The organism is Pseudomonas sp. OTU5201 (genome assembly GCF_038440135.1).
Lineage (GTDB): Bacteria > Pseudomonadota > Gammaproteobacteria > Pseudomonadales > Pseudomonadaceae > Metapseudomonas > Metapseudomonas resinovorans.
On sequence record NZ_JASATC010000014.1, the window covers coordinates 46,848 to 64,028 of the forward strand.

The window sequence follows — 17,181 nt, forward strand, 5'->3', positions numbered from 1 at the left end:
TCTGAGCATTTTCAATCACTTGCCCTGTGCGTTTCACACAGATGCTGTGTAGCAGACTGTGGATAAGCTGTTCGGACACTTCGCTATTCCCCGCCAGCCGGGCCTTTTCAAGACTTGATCAACTTCTGACCAGGTTTCGCGCCACCGTGAAGCACGCGCTGGTTCTGCCTTCTTCCTTTGGTGGAGATACCCATTGCAGAGCCTTTCCCCCCAGTTCCGGTGGATATTTCTGTGGATAAGATGTCAATGGATGTACAGCGTCCAATCCTGGCGCAGCTTTCCACTGCCTGGATATTTTTCGAGCCAAATCATAGGGATAACTCGACCATTGCGCACAATATCTGTGTAGCCCTCTGTGGATAGCTTGTGCGGACAATTCTGCAGGTCACAGCCGACGCGGCCTCCATCGATCTGATCACGTTCTATCCAGCTTGAAGCTGGCAAGGATCCACTGTGCATAAGGTGTTGCGCCGCCTTTACTTTGGGAGTGAGTTCATCCGCGAAACATGGCCCAGGCGCCTGGCTTGGTGGGCAACTTTCCATAAAGGTGTCCAATACCAGAGATCTGCTCACAGGGAACAGGCGCTTTTACCCAAAACCCGTGGACTCATCTGTGGATAAACTGTAGTTCGACTTCCAGGGAGCAGGCCCGTCGCAGCTTTTCAGCTTTTGTACATTTTTCGTTCTATTTCAATCACTTGTGCTATGCATTGCGCACATTATCTGTGCAGGCATCTGTGGATAAGCTGTTCAGGCATCGCTGCAGGCCAGTGTTGGTGCCCCCCTCAGCCGTCTGATCATTCTCTGACCAGTCCTGCCTTCACGGCGACGCCGTCGCTTGGAGCTTCTAGGTGCTGGCAAGTAATCCACAACCTCGTGAATGATTTTCCACGCTTGTACCCAAATTGCGTGGATGGTCCTGTGCACAAGATGTCCATGGATGGCTGGAAGCCAGATACGGCGCCGGTTTCCGCCAATTGAGCATTTTTCACACAATTTCAATGACTTACACAGACGGCTGCTCACATTATCTGTGCAGCCGTCTGTGGATAAGCTGTGCGGGCACGGCTGTATCCCTCGACTGGCGTGGCCTGCATGGATCTGATCAATAAACGATCAGACTCCGTGAAACGGACTTATCCCCCGCAGCAGCCGCAGACCGACATGCTGCCGGGTTCAGTGGTCTTCCAATTGCCGTTCCAGCCGCCCTTGCTGTTGCACACCTGCGGGCAAGTCTGCGCAGCCTGGCTGTTGTTCCAGATGGGCCCGGCCTGCACGTCCTGCGGGGTGGCACATTGGCCCTGCATCACGTCGTCGAAGATGTGGCTCAAGCTGGCCCAGGGAATGGTGTTGCTGTTTCCACTGCCGTTGAAGTTGTGACAACCGAAGCAGTTGGAAATGAAGGGTTGCGTCGGGTCCACGTTCTGGAAGGTTGTTTCCATCACCGAATTGGCCAGGCGCATGGAGCCGCGCTGGTTGGAGAATGTGGAGGATGGTTGGGTAACGTCGTTTTCCCAGAGGGCACCGACATTCATGTAGTTCTGCCAGACGCTCATGGGATTGTCGCTGCCCAATGCCGAGAGAAAGCCCTGGATCTGCGTGTTCAGGCTGTCGATATCGGTGATGTTGGTGGCGGCTTCGTGGTCGGCGGTGTTGGTCCCGTCGTGGTAGACCCGGCAGATTTCCGAGGGTGTTCCGGTAAGGCTGGTGCTGGGCGCGGCCTGGTTCATGTTGCAGGTCGAGGGTGGGTTATCCACAGCACAGGTCGGGCTGGCAAAAGACCATCCGCCAGCCGGAGCAGTCCCCGGATTGCTGCATTCGGGCACGTTGCTGCGGTGCTCGAAAGTGGCCCAGATGAATTCCGGGTGCAGCGCAGTGGCGATGGCCATGTGGAACCCCACCAGCCCCAGCAGCTCGTTGCCGGGCACCCCATCCACGTTTGCCTCTATCCAGAAGTAATTCGGTTTGTCGGCATCGGTGATGATCCGCCAGGCACTTTTCAACTCGGTGGTACCGGCCGGGAAGTTCGGCGCGCTCTGGATCTGCGCCACATTGCAGAGGCTCTGGCTGAAGCGGATCTCATAGAAGACCACATTGCCATTCTGGTCGAAGATGGTGTCGCCGCCACCCGCCTGGCCGGTGCGGTCCGGAATCTGGAAGGGCGTGCCGGCAGCGATGGGCTTATCGCGACGCACGAACATCACTTCGGCCTGCTTGGCCGGATCACAGGAATTGGTGCCGGTCGCCTGGAGGATCGGGTAATTGGCGTTGACCTGGAAGTTGCGCAGGCTCGGATCGCTCTGGGACGGGCTCACCAGTTGGAAGAACCATTGCCAGGCGAACTGGTAGAAGTCGCAGAAATCGGCATTGCTGCCTTCAGGAATCTCGCTGGGTGGGGCGGGGTTGGTGATCCAATCCTGGCTGGCGCTGCATGCGGGACTGGCCGCCTGCGCCGAACTGGCGACCAGCAGCGGGCCTGCACAGAGCAACATCAATGACAGGAACCAGGCAACACGGAATGTCCTTGCTGTGTTCATCTTCCATCTCCTTGTTCGGCTCATCAGGGCGCGGACCAGCCGGGCGCTGCGTTATGCGCAACGCCCCAGGACCGATGCAGTGCATCGCCAGGAAACAGCGGAGGCAGATGATTAAGCGAGGCCGCGTAATGCGCGGGGGCTGGCGTCCTGCCGGCGGGTGCTCCGTGCGATGGATTCAGGCTAGAAGAGGCGCCGCCACCCGGCAAACCAGGCCGCCAAGCGGTGGCTGTGGATAACTGGGCGCGTGGAGGTGCGGGGCCACAAGGCCCCGCGTGGGAGACATCAGTGCTGGTGCTCGCTGGAACCCGACGGCGCTTCCTTCTGCACGTGGATTTCCACTTCCAGGTCGCCCGCCTTCTGGAAGTGCAGGGTCATGGGGAACTTGTCACCAGCGTTCAACGGCTGCTTCAGGCCGAACATCATGAGGTGGTAGCCACCCTGCTCCAGGCGCACTTCGCCACCAGCGGGAATGTCCAGGCCGCCGGGAACCTGCTGCATCTTCATCAGGCCGTCCTTGTGCAGGTGCTCGTGGACCTCGGTCTTGCCGGCGCGGGCGGTGTCGGCACCAAGCAGCTTGTCGGCCTCAGCGCCCTTGTTGTGGATAACCAGGTAGGCGGCGCCATTGGGAGATACCGCGGGCACGGCCAGGGCCCAGGGATGTTCGATGTGCAGTGAGCCCAGGTTGTATTCATGGGCGGTCAGGGTGCCAGAAAAGCCCAGCAGGGCCCCCAGGGCCAGCAAGGTCTTGCGCATGTTGGAACTCCATTCATTCGATTGACTGGCGACCACCCCCGGCGGACACCGATTACTTTCCCTTGCAGACGCGACGACCTCGCCGCGCCTGCATCACCGGTCTAGCCGGCCACCACCTTGCTGCCGCCGATGCGCGACAGCACTAGCCAGTCCAGTGCCCAGACCGCCAGCAGAGACAAGCCCACCAACGGGAAAGCGATACCGAGGCCGATCATGATCACCACCGCGGTTTTCCACAACGGCACGTCATGGCGCAACGGCGGCACGCCGAGGCTGCCCTGCGGACGGCGCTTCCACCACATCACCAGGCCGCTCACCGAACTGAGCAGAATCAGCAGGCAGACACCGAACATCAGCAGCTGGTTGACCAGGCCAAAAAACTTGCCTTCATGAAGCACCACGCCCATTTCGACACTTTTCGCCACCAGGCCGTAGTCCTGCCAGCGGATATCCGCCAGCACCTTGCCGCTGTACTGGTCCAAGTGCAGGGTGGCGTCGTTGCGCGGGTCGTCGGCAAACACGGCGATGCTGTAAACCCCGCTGGCGTCAGCCGGCAGGGTGATGCTGTAGCCCGGCACCACACCACGCGCGCGGGCAGTGTCCACCACCTGCTGCAGGCGCACCTGGCCAGCCTGCTCGGCCATGCCGGCGGTGCCGTGGCCCTTGTGCGCGGCATGGGGATCGGAAACCGGCAGCGGGGTACTTTCCACCGCCCAGGCCACGGTCTGGTCGGTCGCACTGTTCAGGCTACGGGCCTGCTGGTCGGACGTGGGCACTTCGTTCCACATTGCAGCCGGAAAGCGGTTCCAGACATCAGCGAATTTTTCTCCCCAGAAACCGGTCCAGGTCATTCCAGTGAGCAGCATGAACAGCAGCAGCAGGGCCCCCCAGAATCCGGTCACCGCATGCAGGTCGCGCCAGAACAGCCGTCCGCGATTAGCCAGACGCGGCCAGAACACGCCGCGCATGCCCTGGCCACGTGGCCACCAGAGGTAGAGCCCGGAAACCACCAGGACGATGGCCCAGCCGGCAGCCAGCTCGATCAGCCGGTCGCCAGCGGTGCCGATCAGCAGGGTGCCATGGAGCGAGCGGGCGATAGCCTGCAGGTTGTTCTGCGCGTCCTGGGCACCCAACACCCGGCCGCTGTAGGGGTCGAGGAACAGGTTGGTCTTGCGCTCGTCGAGGCTGACTACGAACTGCGCACTGTGTTCAGCATCAACCGGTGGCTGGTATTGGCTGACGGCCGCCTGTGGATAAGCCTGACGCACCTTGTCCAGCTGCTGGTCAGCACTGAGCGCCTGCCCGGCAGGCTGGACCCGCATCAGGTCGCTGTAAAGCAGGTTGTCCAGCTGGGGTTTGAACAGGTAAATGCTGCCGGTGACCGCCAGCATGATCATGAAGGGGATGACGAACAGCCCGGCATAGAAATGCCAGCGCCACGCCAGGTTGTAGAAGGAGACCGTGCTCTTCGACATTGTCGTGCTCCCGGATGAGCCAATGGTCCGCGCGCACAGCGGGCTTGCCGGAGCCTGTGCGAGAAATGCGGTAACGGGGTTGCTTGGATCAGGCGAGTGCAGCGGGGGGAGCGCGGGTCAGGGCGCCGGGAAAGATTGCCCGGGAGCCATGACCCGCCTGGGTCGCCGAGGTCGGAGCCGGGATGGCGAGGTCGGTCAGGACCAGCCCGTGCAGCGCGTTGGGGCTGAGGGCCGGTGAGTTGAACAGCAGAGTGCAGTAGCCGCACTTGGCCCAGGACATCTCGTGGCTGGGCATGGACGGCTCATGGCTGGGCGCGCGGTGGTCAGTGGCGCAGGCCAGTTCATCCATCCAGGCCGGCGCTCCGCCCGGCCCCATGTCCCGCGCCTGGGACACCAGCGGACCGACGAACAGCAGCAGCATGGCCAGAAGGCCAAGCCAGGCGCCGCGCTGTCGTGCTCTGCCGTGAGTCACTGGGAAGGTTCCATGCCGGTGTGTCGGGGGGCACCTATGCTAGCCAAGCCCCTGCCTGGGTAGAAGCCTAGTCGCTGGGATAGAAGGCCGCAGGCCGAATGCGCCGCGTTTCCAACCGTTTGGCCGCAAGACAGCCGCACCTGGCGATGCCAGAATCCACGCGTCGGATACCAGGCCCGGGAGGGCCTCGATGGAAAGCCTCTATTTTTCCCCCATGCTGCTCGGGCTCAATCTGATGCTCGCCAGCGCCGTCGCCTGCACCGCACTCTGGTATTTCTCGCGGCCCTACAGGGGACCTGGATTCTGGATGGCCGGCGCCTGGACCCTGATCCTCGGCATCCTGCTGTTCATGGGCTTCATGGCCAGCGGCAGCCCACTCCTGAATGTGCTGGGCAACGCCACCCAACTCGCAGGCGAAGCCATCCTGCTGCTCGGCGTGTTCCGCTTCCTGGGCCTGCGCCCGCCTTACTGGACGGTACCGGCCAGTGCTGGCGCCATGGCCGTGGTGAACTGCTGGTACTGGATCAGCCCGATCAATACCGAGCTGATGGTCGCCCTCTATGCAGCCATCGGCGGTGCCCTGCCGCTGCAAGCGTGCTATGTGCTCCTGGCCGAACGGCGCGAGCCCGCGCTGCGCAGCGTACGGCTGTTTGTCGGCATCACCCTGCTGGGCTATGCACTGGTCACGCTGCTGCGTGCGGCCATCGGCGTGCATGACTGGCTGCAGCAGGTGGAGCATCCGGATGTCACCCGCTCGGTGAGCTACCTGCTGCCCTACAACTTCGGCATCCCGCTCTGGGTCATCGCCCTGGTGGGCCTGGCGCTGATGACCATGCGCCGCATCCTCCAAGACAGCCAGCGCCATGCCCGCGAGGCCGAGGCCAACGCGCATCGCTTCGAGCGCCTGATGGGTGTCGCCAACGCCGGCATGCTGGTGGTGGAGGACGGCCGCATCCTCGATGCCAACCCGATGCTCGAACAGCTTTTCGCCCAGCGCCGGGATGAACTGCTCGGCCAGCCCCTGTCCCAACTGGTCGGTGAGGCCGAGGGACCGCTGCTGGCCAACCTGCTACGGCAGGCCGATGGCCGCCCGCACGATATCGAGGCGCGCCGTGGCGACGGCGGCAGTTTCCCGGCTGAACTGGCCATAGCCTCTCTGGACGAGTCCCAGCAGCGCCTGGTGGAGATCCGCGACGTCAGCCATCGCAAGGCCCTGGAGCGCCAGCTGCTGCACCTTGCCACCACCGATCCACTCACCGGCGCCCTCAACCGCCGTGCCTTCGAAGAGCGTGCCGAACAGGAATTGCAGCGGGCACGGCGGCAAAGTTCGCCACTGTGCCTGGCGCTGCTCGACCTGGACCACTTCAAGCAGATCAACGACCGCCATGGGCACCAGGTAGGTGACGAAGTACTGCGTCAGTTCAGCCAGCTTTGCCAGCAGCAGGCGCGACGCACCGACCTCTTCGCCCGTTATGGCGGCGAGGAGTTCATCTTCCTGCTGCCGGACACCAGCGCCGATTCCGCCCACCACCTGCTGGAGCGCCTACGCATGGCGCTGCAAGGTCTGGAGATCGCCGCGCCGGCGGGTCCCATCCGGGTCAGCGTGAGCATCGGCCTGGCCAGCGTCGGCGCCAATGACGACTTGCACCACCTGCAGGGTGTGGCCGATGCGGCGCTCTACCGAGCCAAGCAACTGGGACGAAACCGCGTCGAAATGGCCAGCTGAAAATCCCCTTGGATGGTTTAAGCTTGGGCCTATCTTTCTGGAGTCATCATGCTGAGCCTGGCTGACGTTTTCCTGCTGATGTTGTTCGCCGCCGGTGCAGCCTGGCTGTGGCGCGGCCATGGTGTGCGCGAGCGTGCCCTGGCCCTGGCCAAACAGCACTGCGCCCGGCTCGATGTGGAACTGCTGGATGGCAATGTCGCCTTCCGCCGCCTGGCGATGGTGCGCGACGGTAAGGGCAATCGCCGTCTGGCGCGCGTCTATGACTTCGAGTTCACCGTCACCGGCGAGCAGCGCCTCACCGGCAGCATCCAGATGTTCGGCAACCACCTGGGCCGCATCGACGTCGAGGCCCACCCGTTCAAGGCCGAACCCCAGCTCGATGACAAGGTTATCCACATGAACGAGTGGCGGCGTAGCCATCCCAAGCCGGATGAGCAGCGCCGGGTGGATTGAACCGCACCTAGTTCATCCGATAGCGCCCAGCCCGACTCGTGGCGCTGCATTCTGTGGATAACATCCCACCAGTCGTACCGGCAGGCATGGCTCATAGCGCACGCCACAGGAACTCGGCCGTGCGCTCGGCGCTGGCCTGTGGATACTCCTGCATGAAGCAGTGTCCCCCCTCCACCACCTGCGCACTGACATGACCGTTTAGGGCGGTCAGGCGCGCCACCGACTTGGCCACGAAGGGGTAGCTTTGCTGGCCGTGAAGAATCAGGGTCGGCGTGACGATGCGGCCCAGGGACGGCCACAGGCGTTTCGGGAAGGAACTGAAGATTTCCGCCTCGCGGCTCGGCCGGCACTTCAGCTCGACGCCGTTATCCACAGACTTGATGGCGTGGTCGACGTAGCCCTGCAGGGCCTCCTCGGTCCAGCCCTTGAAGATGCCGCGTCCGTGCAGGCCGCTCCACGCGGCCTGGCGGTCAGCCCAGTGGTTGCGTCGCGCTCGCGCGCGACTGGCCATGGTGGTGCGGCGGTGAAGGCCGAGGACTTCGGAAAAGGCCATCACGCCGATCATCGCCGGGGTGAAGATCACCGGATCGAGCAATACCGCTCGGCTGAACAGCTCGGGATGTCGGGCCAGGATCAGGCTGCTCAGTACACCACCGAAACTGTGCCCCACCGCCACCCGTGGCACCTCGCCGAACTGCCCGCGACCGCACTCGAACGCTTCCACCGCCAGTTCCGCATTGCGGTTCCAGCCGAGGAAGCGGCCACCATGGTCGCTGTCACCGTGGCCCTGGATATCGCAGAGCCAGAGGTCGAAATCCTCTGCCAGTGCCTGCAGCAAGGGCGTGTAGGTGCGACCGCAGAAACCATTGCCATGAAGGAAGTGCAGGAGCGGCTTGCCGGAGGCCGGGCTGTGCCAGCCCCGCAGGGTGAAACCGGCCGAAGTCGAGTGGGACCAAGGGATCAATTGCATCGAACGTGCCTCGAAATGTCTGCGCGAAGTGTATCTGCTGACATTGGTCGAGAGCAGTGGCCATAGCCGGCCGTGATATCGTCGCCGCCTCTTACCTGCGGACGCCACGCCTTGATTTCCCGCTCCCAGCGCATCGCCCTGCTGACCCTGCTGCTGCTCGCCGGCTTGTTCCTGGCGATGCATCTGGCCGGCCGCCAGGCGGAGCGCCAGGCCCTGCGCGATGAAGGTGAACAGGCTCGCGAGCAGCTCACGCTCTACGCCGGCAGCCTGCGCACCCTGATCGACCGCTTCCGAGCCCTGCCCGCTGTGTTGGCGCTGGACCCAGAGCTGCGGGCCACGCTGTCCGGGCCTGTGGATAAACACGAGCAGCAGCTGCTCAACCTCAAGCTCGAACAGATGAACCGCGCCGCCGGTTCCACCACTCTGGAACTGCTGAACCGCGATGGCCTGGCCGTAGCCGCGAGCAACTGGCGCCTGCCCACCAGTTTCGTCGGCCACAACTATGGTTTCCGCCCTTACTTCGCGGAAGCCCGGCGCTTTGGCAGCGGCCGCTTCTACGCGGTGGGCGTGACCAGCGGGATTCCTGGCTACTTCCTCGCAAGCGCCGTGCGCAGCGTTGACGAGGCCTTCATCGGCGCCATCGTGGTGAAGCTGGAATTCCCCGAACTGGAACACGAATGGGGGCAGCGATCGGACATCATCCTGGTCAGCGACGCCCGAGGCGTGGTGTTCATCGCCAACCAGCCAGGATGGCGCTACCGGGAACTGCAGCCGATCTCCGCCGAGGGCCGCGCCGAGATGGCCACCACCCGCCAGTACGACAAGCAACCCCTGGCGCCACTTATCCACAATACGCGCATCGACTTCGGCGAAGGCAGTCGACTGGTCCGGGTCGAAGGGCCAAAAGGTCGCGCCGACTATCTCTGGGAAAGCTTGCCGCTGCCCAGTGAAGGCTGGACTCTGCACCTGTTGCGCACGCCGCAGGAGGCGGCCGGCAGCGCGCGTGCCGCCAGCCTTGCCGCCGGTGGCGCCTGGCTGGCGCTGTTCTTCCTCGGGCTGTTCCTGCACCAACGCTGGCGCCTGGCGCGCATCCGCCAGCGCAGCCGGGAGGAGCTCGAACAACTGGTGGAGCAACGTACCGCCGCCCTGCGCACCGCCCAGGACGGGCTGATCCAGGCCGCCAAGCTGGCGGCCCTGGGGCAGATGTCCACAGCCCTGGCCCATGAGATCAACCAGCCGCTCACTGCGCTGCAGATGCACCTGGCCAGCCTGCGCCTGATGCTGGACAGCGGCCAGCTGGAGCAAGCGCGCAACGCGCTATCGCGCCATGACGAGCTGTTGCAGCGCATGGCCGCGCTCACCGGCCACCTCAAGACTTATGCACGCAAGACTCCCGGCGGCCTGCGCGAGTGCCTGGAACTGGGCAGCGTTGTGGATAAGTCCCTGCAACTGCTAGCGCCCAATCTGCGCGATGCCAGGGTGCAGATCAGCCAGGAGCTGAGCATGCCGGCCTGGGTCTCGGGTGACGCCATCCGCCTGGAGCAGGTACTGGTCAATCTGCTGCGCAACGCCCTCGACGCCGTGGCCGGCAAGCCGGACCCGAGATTGTGGATAACACTGCGCCGCGAAGACACCCACTGGCTGCTCGAAGTCGCCGACAACGGCGGCGGCATCGCCGAAGCAGACCTGACACGGGTCTTCGACCCCTTCTTTACGACCAAACCGGCGGGTGCCGGCCTAGGAATTGGGCTGGCGGTGTCCTACGCCATTGTCCATGAACTGGGCGGAACCCTGAGCGCCGCCAACCAGGGCGAGGGCGCGCTGTTCAGCTTGCGCCTGCCTGTGGATAAAGCCAGAGAGGAATAGCCATGACAGCCCAGGTGATCTTCGTCGACGACGAAGCGGCCATCCGCGAAGCAGTGCAAGAATGGCTTGAGCTATCCGGCTTCGAAGTGCGGGTGGAATCCAGCGCTGAGAACTGCCTGAAACGCCTTGATCCCGATTTCCCCGGGGTAGTCGTCAGTGACCTGCGCATGCCCGGCATGGACGGCATGGCCCTGCTCCAGGCGGTGCAAGCGCTGGACCGCGAACTGCCCTTCCTGATGGTCACCGGCCATGGCGATGTGCCCCAGGCGGTCGAAGCCATGCGCCTCGGCGCCTATGACTTCATCGAGAAACCCTTTACCGCCGAGCGCCTGCTGGACAGCCTGCGCCGCGCCCTGGAAAAGCGCCGGCTGGTCCAGGAAAACCGTCGTCTGCGCGTGCAGGCGGAACTCAAGGACCAGCTCGACGGTCGCCTGCTTGGTGTGGCCCGCCCCATGGTGCAGCTGCGACGCCAGGTGCTCGACCTCGCCACGACACCCGTGAACATCCTGCTGCGCGGCGAGACCGGCTCCGGCAAGGAAATGGTCGCGCGCTGCCTGCACGACTTTGGCCCCCGTGCCGGTAAACCCTTCGTGGCACTGAACTGTGCGGCCATCCCGGAGAATCTCTTCGAGAGCGAGCTGTTCGGTCACGAAAGCGGCGCCTTCACCGGCGCCCAAGGCAAGCGCATCGGCAAGATCGAGCACGCCCACGGCGGCACGCTGTTCCTTGACGAGATCGAAAGCATGCCCCTCGCCCAGCAGGTGAAGCTGCTGCGGGTTCTGCAAGAACAGCGCCTGGAGCGCCTGGGCTCGAACCAGAGCATTGCTGTGGATATCCGCGTGGTCGCCGCCACCAAACCGGATCTGCGCGAGGAAGTCCGCGCCGGGCGCTTCCGCGAGGACCTGCTCTACCGCCTGAACGTGGCCGAACTGCAGTTGCCACCGCTGCGCGAGCGGCGCGAGGACATTCCCCTGCTGTTCGAGCATTTTTCCCGCCAGGCCAGTGAGCGGCTGGGCCGGCCACAACCGACCCTGACACCGGCCGAGCTGGCGCAACTGCTCGCCCACAACTGGCCAGGCAATGTGCGCGAACTGGCCAACGCCGCCGAGCGCCACGTACTGGGGTTATCCACAGGCCAGGCAGAACGCGAAGGCGAGCCCTCCCTGGCCGACCTGATGGAAGCCTACGAGGCGCAATGCCTGCGCCAGGCCCTGGCCCGTTGCCAGGGCGACATCAAGGCGGTGATGACCTTGCTGCAACTGCCGCGCCGCACCCTCAACGAGAAGATGGTCCGCCACGGCCTGGAGCGCAGCGAGTTCCTCCCGGACGCCGACGATTGACCTCACCCCGGCAGGGGCGAACCAACGGTCCGCTTGGCGATTGAAATCGCTATGTCTGCGTTAGCTGTTGAGAGATTTCCCATCCGGCCAAGAGCCTTGTAGGAGCTGGCTACAACACGTCATGCAGACATAGCCATTGAAATCGGCCCTAAACGTGGAACTGCGCCATCGGCGGAATCTTGCTCATCACCCCCGCGGCATCGGCAAGATTCCGCGCATGAGCGCCGCGAAATCAGGCTGCAACCCCTCTATTCCGCGTCTTTTCTCTCCTGGCACAGCTCCTGCTAAGTGCCCTGCGCACAAGCGCGGCTTTGGCCAGCGCCCACGACAACAACTACTAAGCGTCGAGGAAAGATGATGGATAGCTCCAGCACCCTGGCTGCCTCTGCAGAAGCCCGCACGACATCGCAACGCATCAAATCCATTTTCAGCGGTTCGGTCGGCAACCTGGTCGAGTGGTACGACTGGTACGTGTACGCCGCCTTCTCGCTGTACTTCGCCAAAGCGTTCTTCCCCCAGGGCGACATGACCGCCCAACTGCTCAACACGGCGGCGATCTTCGCCGTGGGCTTCCTTATGCGCCCCATCGGCGGCTGGTTGATGGGCATCTACGCCGACCGCAAGGGCCGCAAGGCCGCGCTGCTGGCCTCGGTGCTGCTGATGTGTTTCGGCTCGCTGATCATCGCCCTGACCCCCAGCTACGAGACCATTGGTGTGGCGGCGCCGATCCTGTTGGTGGTCGCACGCCTGTTGCAGGGCCTCTCGGTGGGCGGTGAATACGGCACCTCGGCCACCTACCTGTCGGAGATGGCAACCAAGGAGCAACGCGGCTTCTTCTCCAGCTTCCAGTACGTGACCCTGATCTCCGGTCAGCTCATCGCGCTGGCGGTGCTGATCATCCTCCAGCAGACCCTGACCACCGAGCAGCTGGAAAGCTGGGGCTGGCGCGTGCCCTTCTTCATCGGCGCACTGTGCGCGGTAGTGGCCATGTTCCTGCGTCGCGGCATGGAAGAAACTGACTCCTTCACCAAGAAGAAGGACAAGCCGAAGGAAAGCCTGCTGCGCACCCTGATGCGCCACCCGAAGGAAGTGCTCACCGTGATCGGCCTGACCATGGGCGGCACCCTGGCCTTCTACACGTACACCACCTACATGCAGAAGTACCTGGTGAACACCGTGGGCATGGCCAAGAACGACTCGACCATGATCTCGGCCGCCACGCTGTTCCTGTTCATGCTGCTACAGCCCATCGTCGGCGGGCTTTCCGACAAGATCGGCCGGCGCCCGATCCTGATCGCCTTCGGCGTGATGGGCACCCTGTTCACCTACCCGATCCTCAGCACCTTGCACACCATCGAGACCTGGTGGGGCGCGTTCTTCCTGATCATGGCGGCGCTGATCATCGTCAGCGGCTACACCTCGATCAACGCCGTGGTGAAGGCCGAGCTGTTCCCCACCGAGATCCGCGCCCTGGGCGTGGGCCTGCCCTATGCACTGACCGTGTCGATCTTCGGCGGCACCGCCGAGTACGTGGCCCTGTGGTTCAAGAGCATCGGCATGGAAAGCGGCTTCTACTGGTACGTCACGGCGTGTATCGCCTGTTCGCTGCTGGTGTACGTGTTCATGAAGGACACCCGCACCCATTCGCGGATGAACCAGGACTGATCCCTCCTTCGGATCAACAAGAGACGGGCCCTTCGGGGCCCGTTTTCGTTTCCACATGGAGCATCCGGGCGCGTTCCCTGTAGGGGCGATTTCAATCGCCAAGCAGACCTCGGGTCTGCCCTTATGGCTTGCATGGGGCAGCTATGCCGCCCTTGGCGAATGAATTCGCCCCCACAGGCACAGCGGCTATCCGCAGCCCCTCGTTCAGCCCAGCCGGCAAGCCGCCATTCCCGCCTTCAGCGCCGCCTCGTCCTGGGGCCCGGCGAAGATCAGCTCCAGACGCGAATCCCTGCGCCATTCGCTGGCCTGCCAGTGGATCGGCGCGCCGTCCAGGGCGTTGCCGGAGTGCCAGCCAGCATTGCTCTGCAGTACCAGCTTGGCGCGGCGCCAGGGCAGGCTGGCCAGCCATTGCTGCACACGCATCAGCTCGAACTGCTGGCTGGGATGCCAGCGCCAGCCGATGCTCCAGGCGTCGTCGTTCGCCTGGATCTGGCAGATCGGTTCGGCCGGGTTCCTCCACAGAACCTGATGCTTATTCACACCTGTTGGTAAGTCATTGATACCAACAGCTTTTCCACTCTGTGCATGAATGCCTGGAAGGCTCTGGATATCGAGCCTACCCTGTGTCGTCCACAGCAGGGGTACGGCAGGTAATTTGGCGGAAAGTTGTTCACAGGTGGCCAAATCCAGGTTTTCGGCCTTGTTTAGTAGCACCAGGCCAGCACTGGAAATCGCCTCTCTCTGGCTGTCTGGCAGTAGCTGGCCCGTAGCCAGCGCCGCCGCGTCCAGCACCATGACGCTTGGCTGTAGCGCCAAAACGCCCTCCCAAGGGGGTTCGCATAGCTGTCGCAGTAGCTCGACCGGGTGTCCGAGCCCGGAGGGCTCAATCAGTAGCCGGTCCGGCCGTGCCTTGCGCAGTAGCCGGCCGAGGCCAACCTGGAAGGGCGCGCCGTTGACGCAGCAGATGCAGCCGCCCGCCACCTCGGCGATGGCGATACCGTCGTCGTTGCGGGCCAGCAATGCGGCATCCAGGCCAATCTGGCCGAATTCGTTGATCAGCACCGCCCAGCGTTCGTGCGCAGGACGCTGCGCCAGCAGGTGACGGATCAGGCTGGTTTTGCCTGCCCCCAGGGGCCCGGCAATAAGATGGGTAGGAATATGAGTAAGCATGGACCTATGGTGCTGCTTCACAGCGGGCTTAGAAAGCACCGTGCTAGAGTCGCGTCCTTCATTGCCTGGAGACCCTCCCGATGCGTGTCTGGTTGTTGCCCGTGCTGCTATTGCTGTCCTCTGGTGCCCATGCCGAAGCCTGTGTGGTGCACAGCAAGGGCGAGGGCGTGGACGTGAAGATCTGCCAGGAGAACCGTAGCATCCCGCGGCAACTCTTCCGTGACGGCTTCTGCAAGCCGGAAATGAAAGGGCAGAAGATCGACGTGAGCTTTGTGGATAACTGCCCCACCGGTGCCTTCGGCGTCTGTCGCAATGCCAGAGTCAGCAACCAGCCCTATCGCCAGGACATCCACTATTACGGCGTAGCCAGCGATGCGCGCTACCTGAAGCCCTTTTGCGAGGGGCAGAGCCAGGGCCAGTGGGAGTGACGCAGAACCGCCATAAGCTGCACCTAACCCAGCCAGTCCAGTGTAAGCAGTAACCGGCCTTTGCCCAGTACGGCCTGCGGCGACCTGTGGATAATTCCACGCCCCTCATTGCCTTGCCACTTCTCTCCCTTGAACAGGGCTACATGGCCGGCAGCCATCTGCTGGTTATCCACAACCCGGACCGGCTCGGCGGCCGGATCGCCCAGCCGCGAACGCAGCATCTCTCCCTCTCGCAGCCACTGGCTGCCCGCTCCCGCGTAGGTGGTGATCAGCCGTAGCGGCACATGGTCAACGTGGAATCGCGGGCACATGGGTTTGTCCAGGCGGCGCAGACGCAAGCCGATGCGCCGGGCATCCACCAGACAGGCAAAGGCTCGCACCAGCCATCTCACGTCCGCGACGAATCCCCGGTGCCCCTCCAGATCGGCGAAGTCGGCGACAAGGTCAGAGAGGTTGGGCTCGCAATCCGCATCTGGCAGTTCCAGGACCAGGGACTCGGCCAGCGGCTCACCCAGCGCCAGCAGGCTGTTGGCGAAGCCCTGGATATGTAGGGGTAGTTGCCGGCGCCAGATAGCGAGGTTGACCCCGTCCTGCAAAACCTCACCGAGCACATCGGGGCCATCGCCCAGCACCGGGTATGGGGTGGAATCCAACTGCTGTGCCAGCATCAGGCAGCCTCCTCGATGTGCCACGGGCCGAAGGGGTCGGGCAGCAGACTCCAGCCTTCCGGCCCCCCGGACATCTCGTCGTCATCCAGCAGGCAGGCATCCAGCTCGGCGTTCAGGCGCTGGAAATCGATCCCTTGGCCGATGAATACGAGTTCCTGACGGCAGTCACCCACGTCCGTCGTCCAGTGCTGGAGAACCGTGCGCAGGCCCTCCTCGTCGTCGGGCCAGCGCTCACGGGGTACGAAGCGCCACCAGGGACCAGCCAGGCCATAGCGCATCAGGCCACCGGCCTGAGACCAGCTACCGGCATCGCGGTAGCGGCTGGCCAGCCAGAAGAACCCCTTGGAACGCAACAGGCGACCATTGCTCCATTCGCGGTTCAGAAAGCGGAAAAAGCGCTGCGGATGGAACGGCCTTCGCGCGCGGTACGCGGTGGAAGCGATGCCATATTCCTCGGTTTCCGGGGTGTGCTCGCCCCGCAACTCCTTCAGCCAGCCCGGCGCCTGGGCGGCACGATCGAAATCGAAACGGCCGGTATCGAGGATACGCTTGAGGTCCACCTGGCCCATGACTATGGGCAGCACATCAGCAACGGGATTAAGGCGGCGCAGGATGGCGGTCAGTTCGTCGCGCTCAGCACTGGAGATCAGGTCGGCCTTGCTGATCAACAACACGTCAGCGAATTCCACCTGTTCGATCAGCAGGTCACTGATCGAGCGTTCATCGTCCTGACCCAAGGATTCACCATGGCTTTCAAGGCTTTCTGCGGCCTGGTAGTCACGCAGGAAGTTCACCCCATCCACTACCGTCACCAGGGTATCCAGGCGCGCCACGTCGGAAAGGCTTCGGCCTTGCTCGTCGCGAAAGGTGAAGGTCTCGGCCACCGGCAGCGGTTCGGAGATGCCAGTGGACTCGATCAGCAGGTAATCGAAGCGCCCCTCACTGGCGAGACGACTGACCTCTTCCAGCAAGTCCTCACGCAGGGTGCAGCAGATGCAACCGTTGCTCATCTCCACGAGGCGTTCTTCGGCGCGGTTCAGGCTGACGTCCCGCTGTACCTCGCTGGCATCGATGTTGATTTCACTCATGTCGTTGACGATCACGGCCACACGTAGCTGATCGCGATTGCGCAGCACATGGTTGAGCAGCGTGCTTTTGCCCGCGCCGAGGAAGCCGGACAGCAGGGTGACAGGTAGGCGTTGGTCCATTGTGGTGTCCTTCAGGCGGGGCGCTGGTGGCGTTCTTGTAGTTCCTGGCGTTGCTTGGCCTCCAAGCAGAGGGTTGCCGTGGGGCGTAGCAACAGTCGACGCAGGCCAATGGGGTCGCCGCTTTCCTCGCACCAGCCATACTCGCCCCGGGCGATGCGACTCAGAGCTTCGTCGATCTTGTCCAGCAGGCGCTTCTCCCGTTCCAGCAGACGCAACTGCCACAAGCGCTGTTCCTCGCGGCTGGCGAGATCGAGTTCGTCACTGACGGGCTCGACCTCGCGCAGCGCACCAAACCCACCGTCGATGCGCCGACGCAATGCCTCTCGCTGGCGCTGCAGCAGGTCACGGAAGTACACCCGCTGGATGTCGTTCATGTAGGCCTCGGCAGGTTGGGTCAACGGTTCTTCGCGGCTGAGTGGAGTGTCTGGCATGCTGGCGATCTTCATTGAC

At 63.4% G+C, this 17,181-nt stretch carries 15 protein-coding genes; 6 read left to right on the plus strand and 9 right to left on the minus strand.

Translation table 11 applies throughout. The annotated features are described in order from the left end of the window. Nucleotides 1-1,136: 1,136 nt before the first annotated feature. The 4 genes from AAHM40_RS11035 to AAHM40_RS11050 form a co-directional block, all read right to left on the minus strand. Nucleotides 1,137-2,537, minus strand: a complete 1,401-nt coding sequence (locus tag AAHM40_RS11035; protein WP_342244678.1) for a mannan-binding lectin — start codon at nucleotides 2,535-2,537, stop codon at nucleotides 1,137-1,139. Between the two features lie 282 nt (nucleotides 2,538-2,819). After that, on the minus strand, nucleotides 2,820-3,290 hold the full coding sequence (locus AAHM40_RS11040; RefSeq protein WP_342244679.1) for a copper chaperone PCu(A)C: 471 nt from the start codon (nucleotides 3,288-3,290) through the stop codon (nucleotides 2,820-2,822). A 101-nt stretch (nucleotides 3,291-3,391) separates the two neighbouring features. After that, the gene (locus AAHM40_RS11045; protein WP_342244680.1) at nucleotides 3,392-4,765 is read right to left on the minus strand and encodes a PepSY-associated TM helix domain-containing protein; all 1,374 of its coding nucleotides are present in this window, start codon (nucleotides 4,763-4,765) and stop codon (nucleotides 3,392-3,394) included. Between the two features lie 88 nt (nucleotides 4,766-4,853). After that, nucleotides 4,854-5,237, minus strand: a complete 384-nt coding sequence (locus AAHM40_RS11050; RefSeq protein ID WP_342244681.1) for a DUF2946 domain-containing protein — start codon at nucleotides 5,235-5,237, stop codon at nucleotides 4,854-4,856. Nucleotides 5,238-5,427: 190 nt separating this feature from the next. On the opposite strand from AAHM40_RS11050, the gene AAHM40_RS11055 reads away from it, so the two are divergent. Further along, entirely contained in the window at nucleotides 5,428-6,963 is a 1,536-nt protein-coding gene (locus AAHM40_RS11055) for a sensor domain-containing diguanylate cyclase (RefSeq protein ID WP_342244682.1), read from the plus strand. A gap of 48 nt (nucleotides 6,964-7,011) precedes the next feature. Then, entirely contained in the window at nucleotides 7,012-7,416 is a 405-nt protein-coding gene (locus AAHM40_RS11060) for a DUF3301 domain-containing protein (protein ID WP_028626981.1), read from the plus strand. A 91-nt stretch (nucleotides 7,417-7,507) separates the two neighbouring features. Here AAHM40_RS11060 and AAHM40_RS11065 read toward each other — a convergent pair whose 3' ends face one another. Further along, the gene (locus AAHM40_RS11065) at nucleotides 7,508-8,386 is read right to left on the minus strand and encodes an alpha/beta fold hydrolase (RefSeq protein ID WP_342244683.1); all 879 of its coding nucleotides are present in this window, start codon (nucleotides 8,384-8,386) and stop codon (nucleotides 7,508-7,510) included. Between the two features lie 111 nt (nucleotides 8,387-8,497). Between AAHM40_RS11065 and AAHM40_RS11070 the strand changes: the two genes are divergently transcribed. The 3 genes from AAHM40_RS11070 (at nucleotide 8,498) to AAHM40_RS11080 (ending at nucleotide 13,257) form a co-directional block, all read left to right on the plus strand. Beyond that, nucleotides 8,498-10,252 carry an ATP-binding protein gene (locus AAHM40_RS11070; RefSeq protein WP_446731560.1) on the plus strand — a complete coding sequence of 585 codons (1,755 nt, stop codon included), beginning with the start codon at nucleotides 8,498-8,500 and terminating at the stop codon, nucleotides 10,250-10,252. A 2-nt stretch (nucleotides 10,253-10,254) separates the two neighbouring features. Beyond that, entirely contained in the window at nucleotides 10,255-11,592 is a 1,338-nt protein-coding gene (locus AAHM40_RS11075; protein ID WP_342244684.1) for a sigma-54-dependent transcriptional regulator, read from the plus strand. A 357-nt stretch (nucleotides 11,593-11,949) separates the two neighbouring features. Beyond that, nucleotides 11,950-13,257 carry an MFS transporter gene (locus tag AAHM40_RS11080; protein WP_342244685.1) on the plus strand — a complete coding sequence of 436 codons (1,308 nt, stop codon included), beginning with the start codon at nucleotides 11,950-11,952 and terminating at the stop codon, nucleotides 13,255-13,257. Between the two features lie 204 nt (nucleotides 13,258-13,461). Here the strand turns inward: AAHM40_RS11080 and AAHM40_RS11085 are convergent, their stop codons facing one another. Beyond that, the gene (locus AAHM40_RS11085) at nucleotides 13,462-14,427 is read right to left on the minus strand and encodes a CobW family GTP-binding protein (protein ID WP_342244686.1); all 966 of its coding nucleotides are present in this window, start codon (nucleotides 14,425-14,427) and stop codon (nucleotides 13,462-13,464) included. Between the two features lie 80 nt (nucleotides 14,428-14,507). Between AAHM40_RS11085 and AAHM40_RS11090 the strand changes: the two genes are divergently transcribed. Further along, nucleotides 14,508-14,855: an NADH:ubiquinone oxidoreductase gene (locus tag AAHM40_RS11090; protein ID WP_342244687.1), complete on the plus strand. Its 348-nt coding sequence runs from the start codon at nucleotides 14,508-14,510 to the stop codon at nucleotides 14,853-14,855. Nucleotides 14,856-14,878: 23 nt separating this feature from the next. Here the strand turns inward: AAHM40_RS11090 and AAHM40_RS11095 are convergent, their stop codons facing one another. Genes AAHM40_RS11095 through dksA form a run of 3 tightly spaced genes read right to left on the minus strand, consistent with a single transcriptional unit; the run spans nucleotide 14,879 to nucleotide 17,162 of the window. Next, on the minus strand, nucleotides 14,879-15,523 hold the full coding sequence (locus AAHM40_RS11095) for a DUF1826 domain-containing protein (RefSeq protein WP_342244688.1): 645 nt from the start codon (nucleotides 15,521-15,523) through the stop codon (nucleotides 14,879-14,881). Further along, nucleotides 15,523-16,731, minus strand: coding sequence for a zinc metallochaperone GTPase ZigA (zigA, locus tag AAHM40_RS11100; protein ID WP_342244689.1), 1,209 nt, complete (start codon nucleotides 16,729-16,731; stop codon nucleotides 15,523-15,525). Before zigA ends, AAHM40_RS11095 begins: the two co-directional genes overlap by 1 nt. Before the next feature lie 11 nt (nucleotides 16,732-16,742). After that, nucleotides 16,743-17,162, minus strand: coding sequence for an RNA polymerase-binding protein DksA (gene dksA, locus AAHM40_RS11105; protein WP_342244690.1), 420 nt, complete (start codon nucleotides 17,160-17,162; stop codon nucleotides 16,743-16,745). Nucleotides 17,163-17,181: the final 19 nt, after the last annotated feature.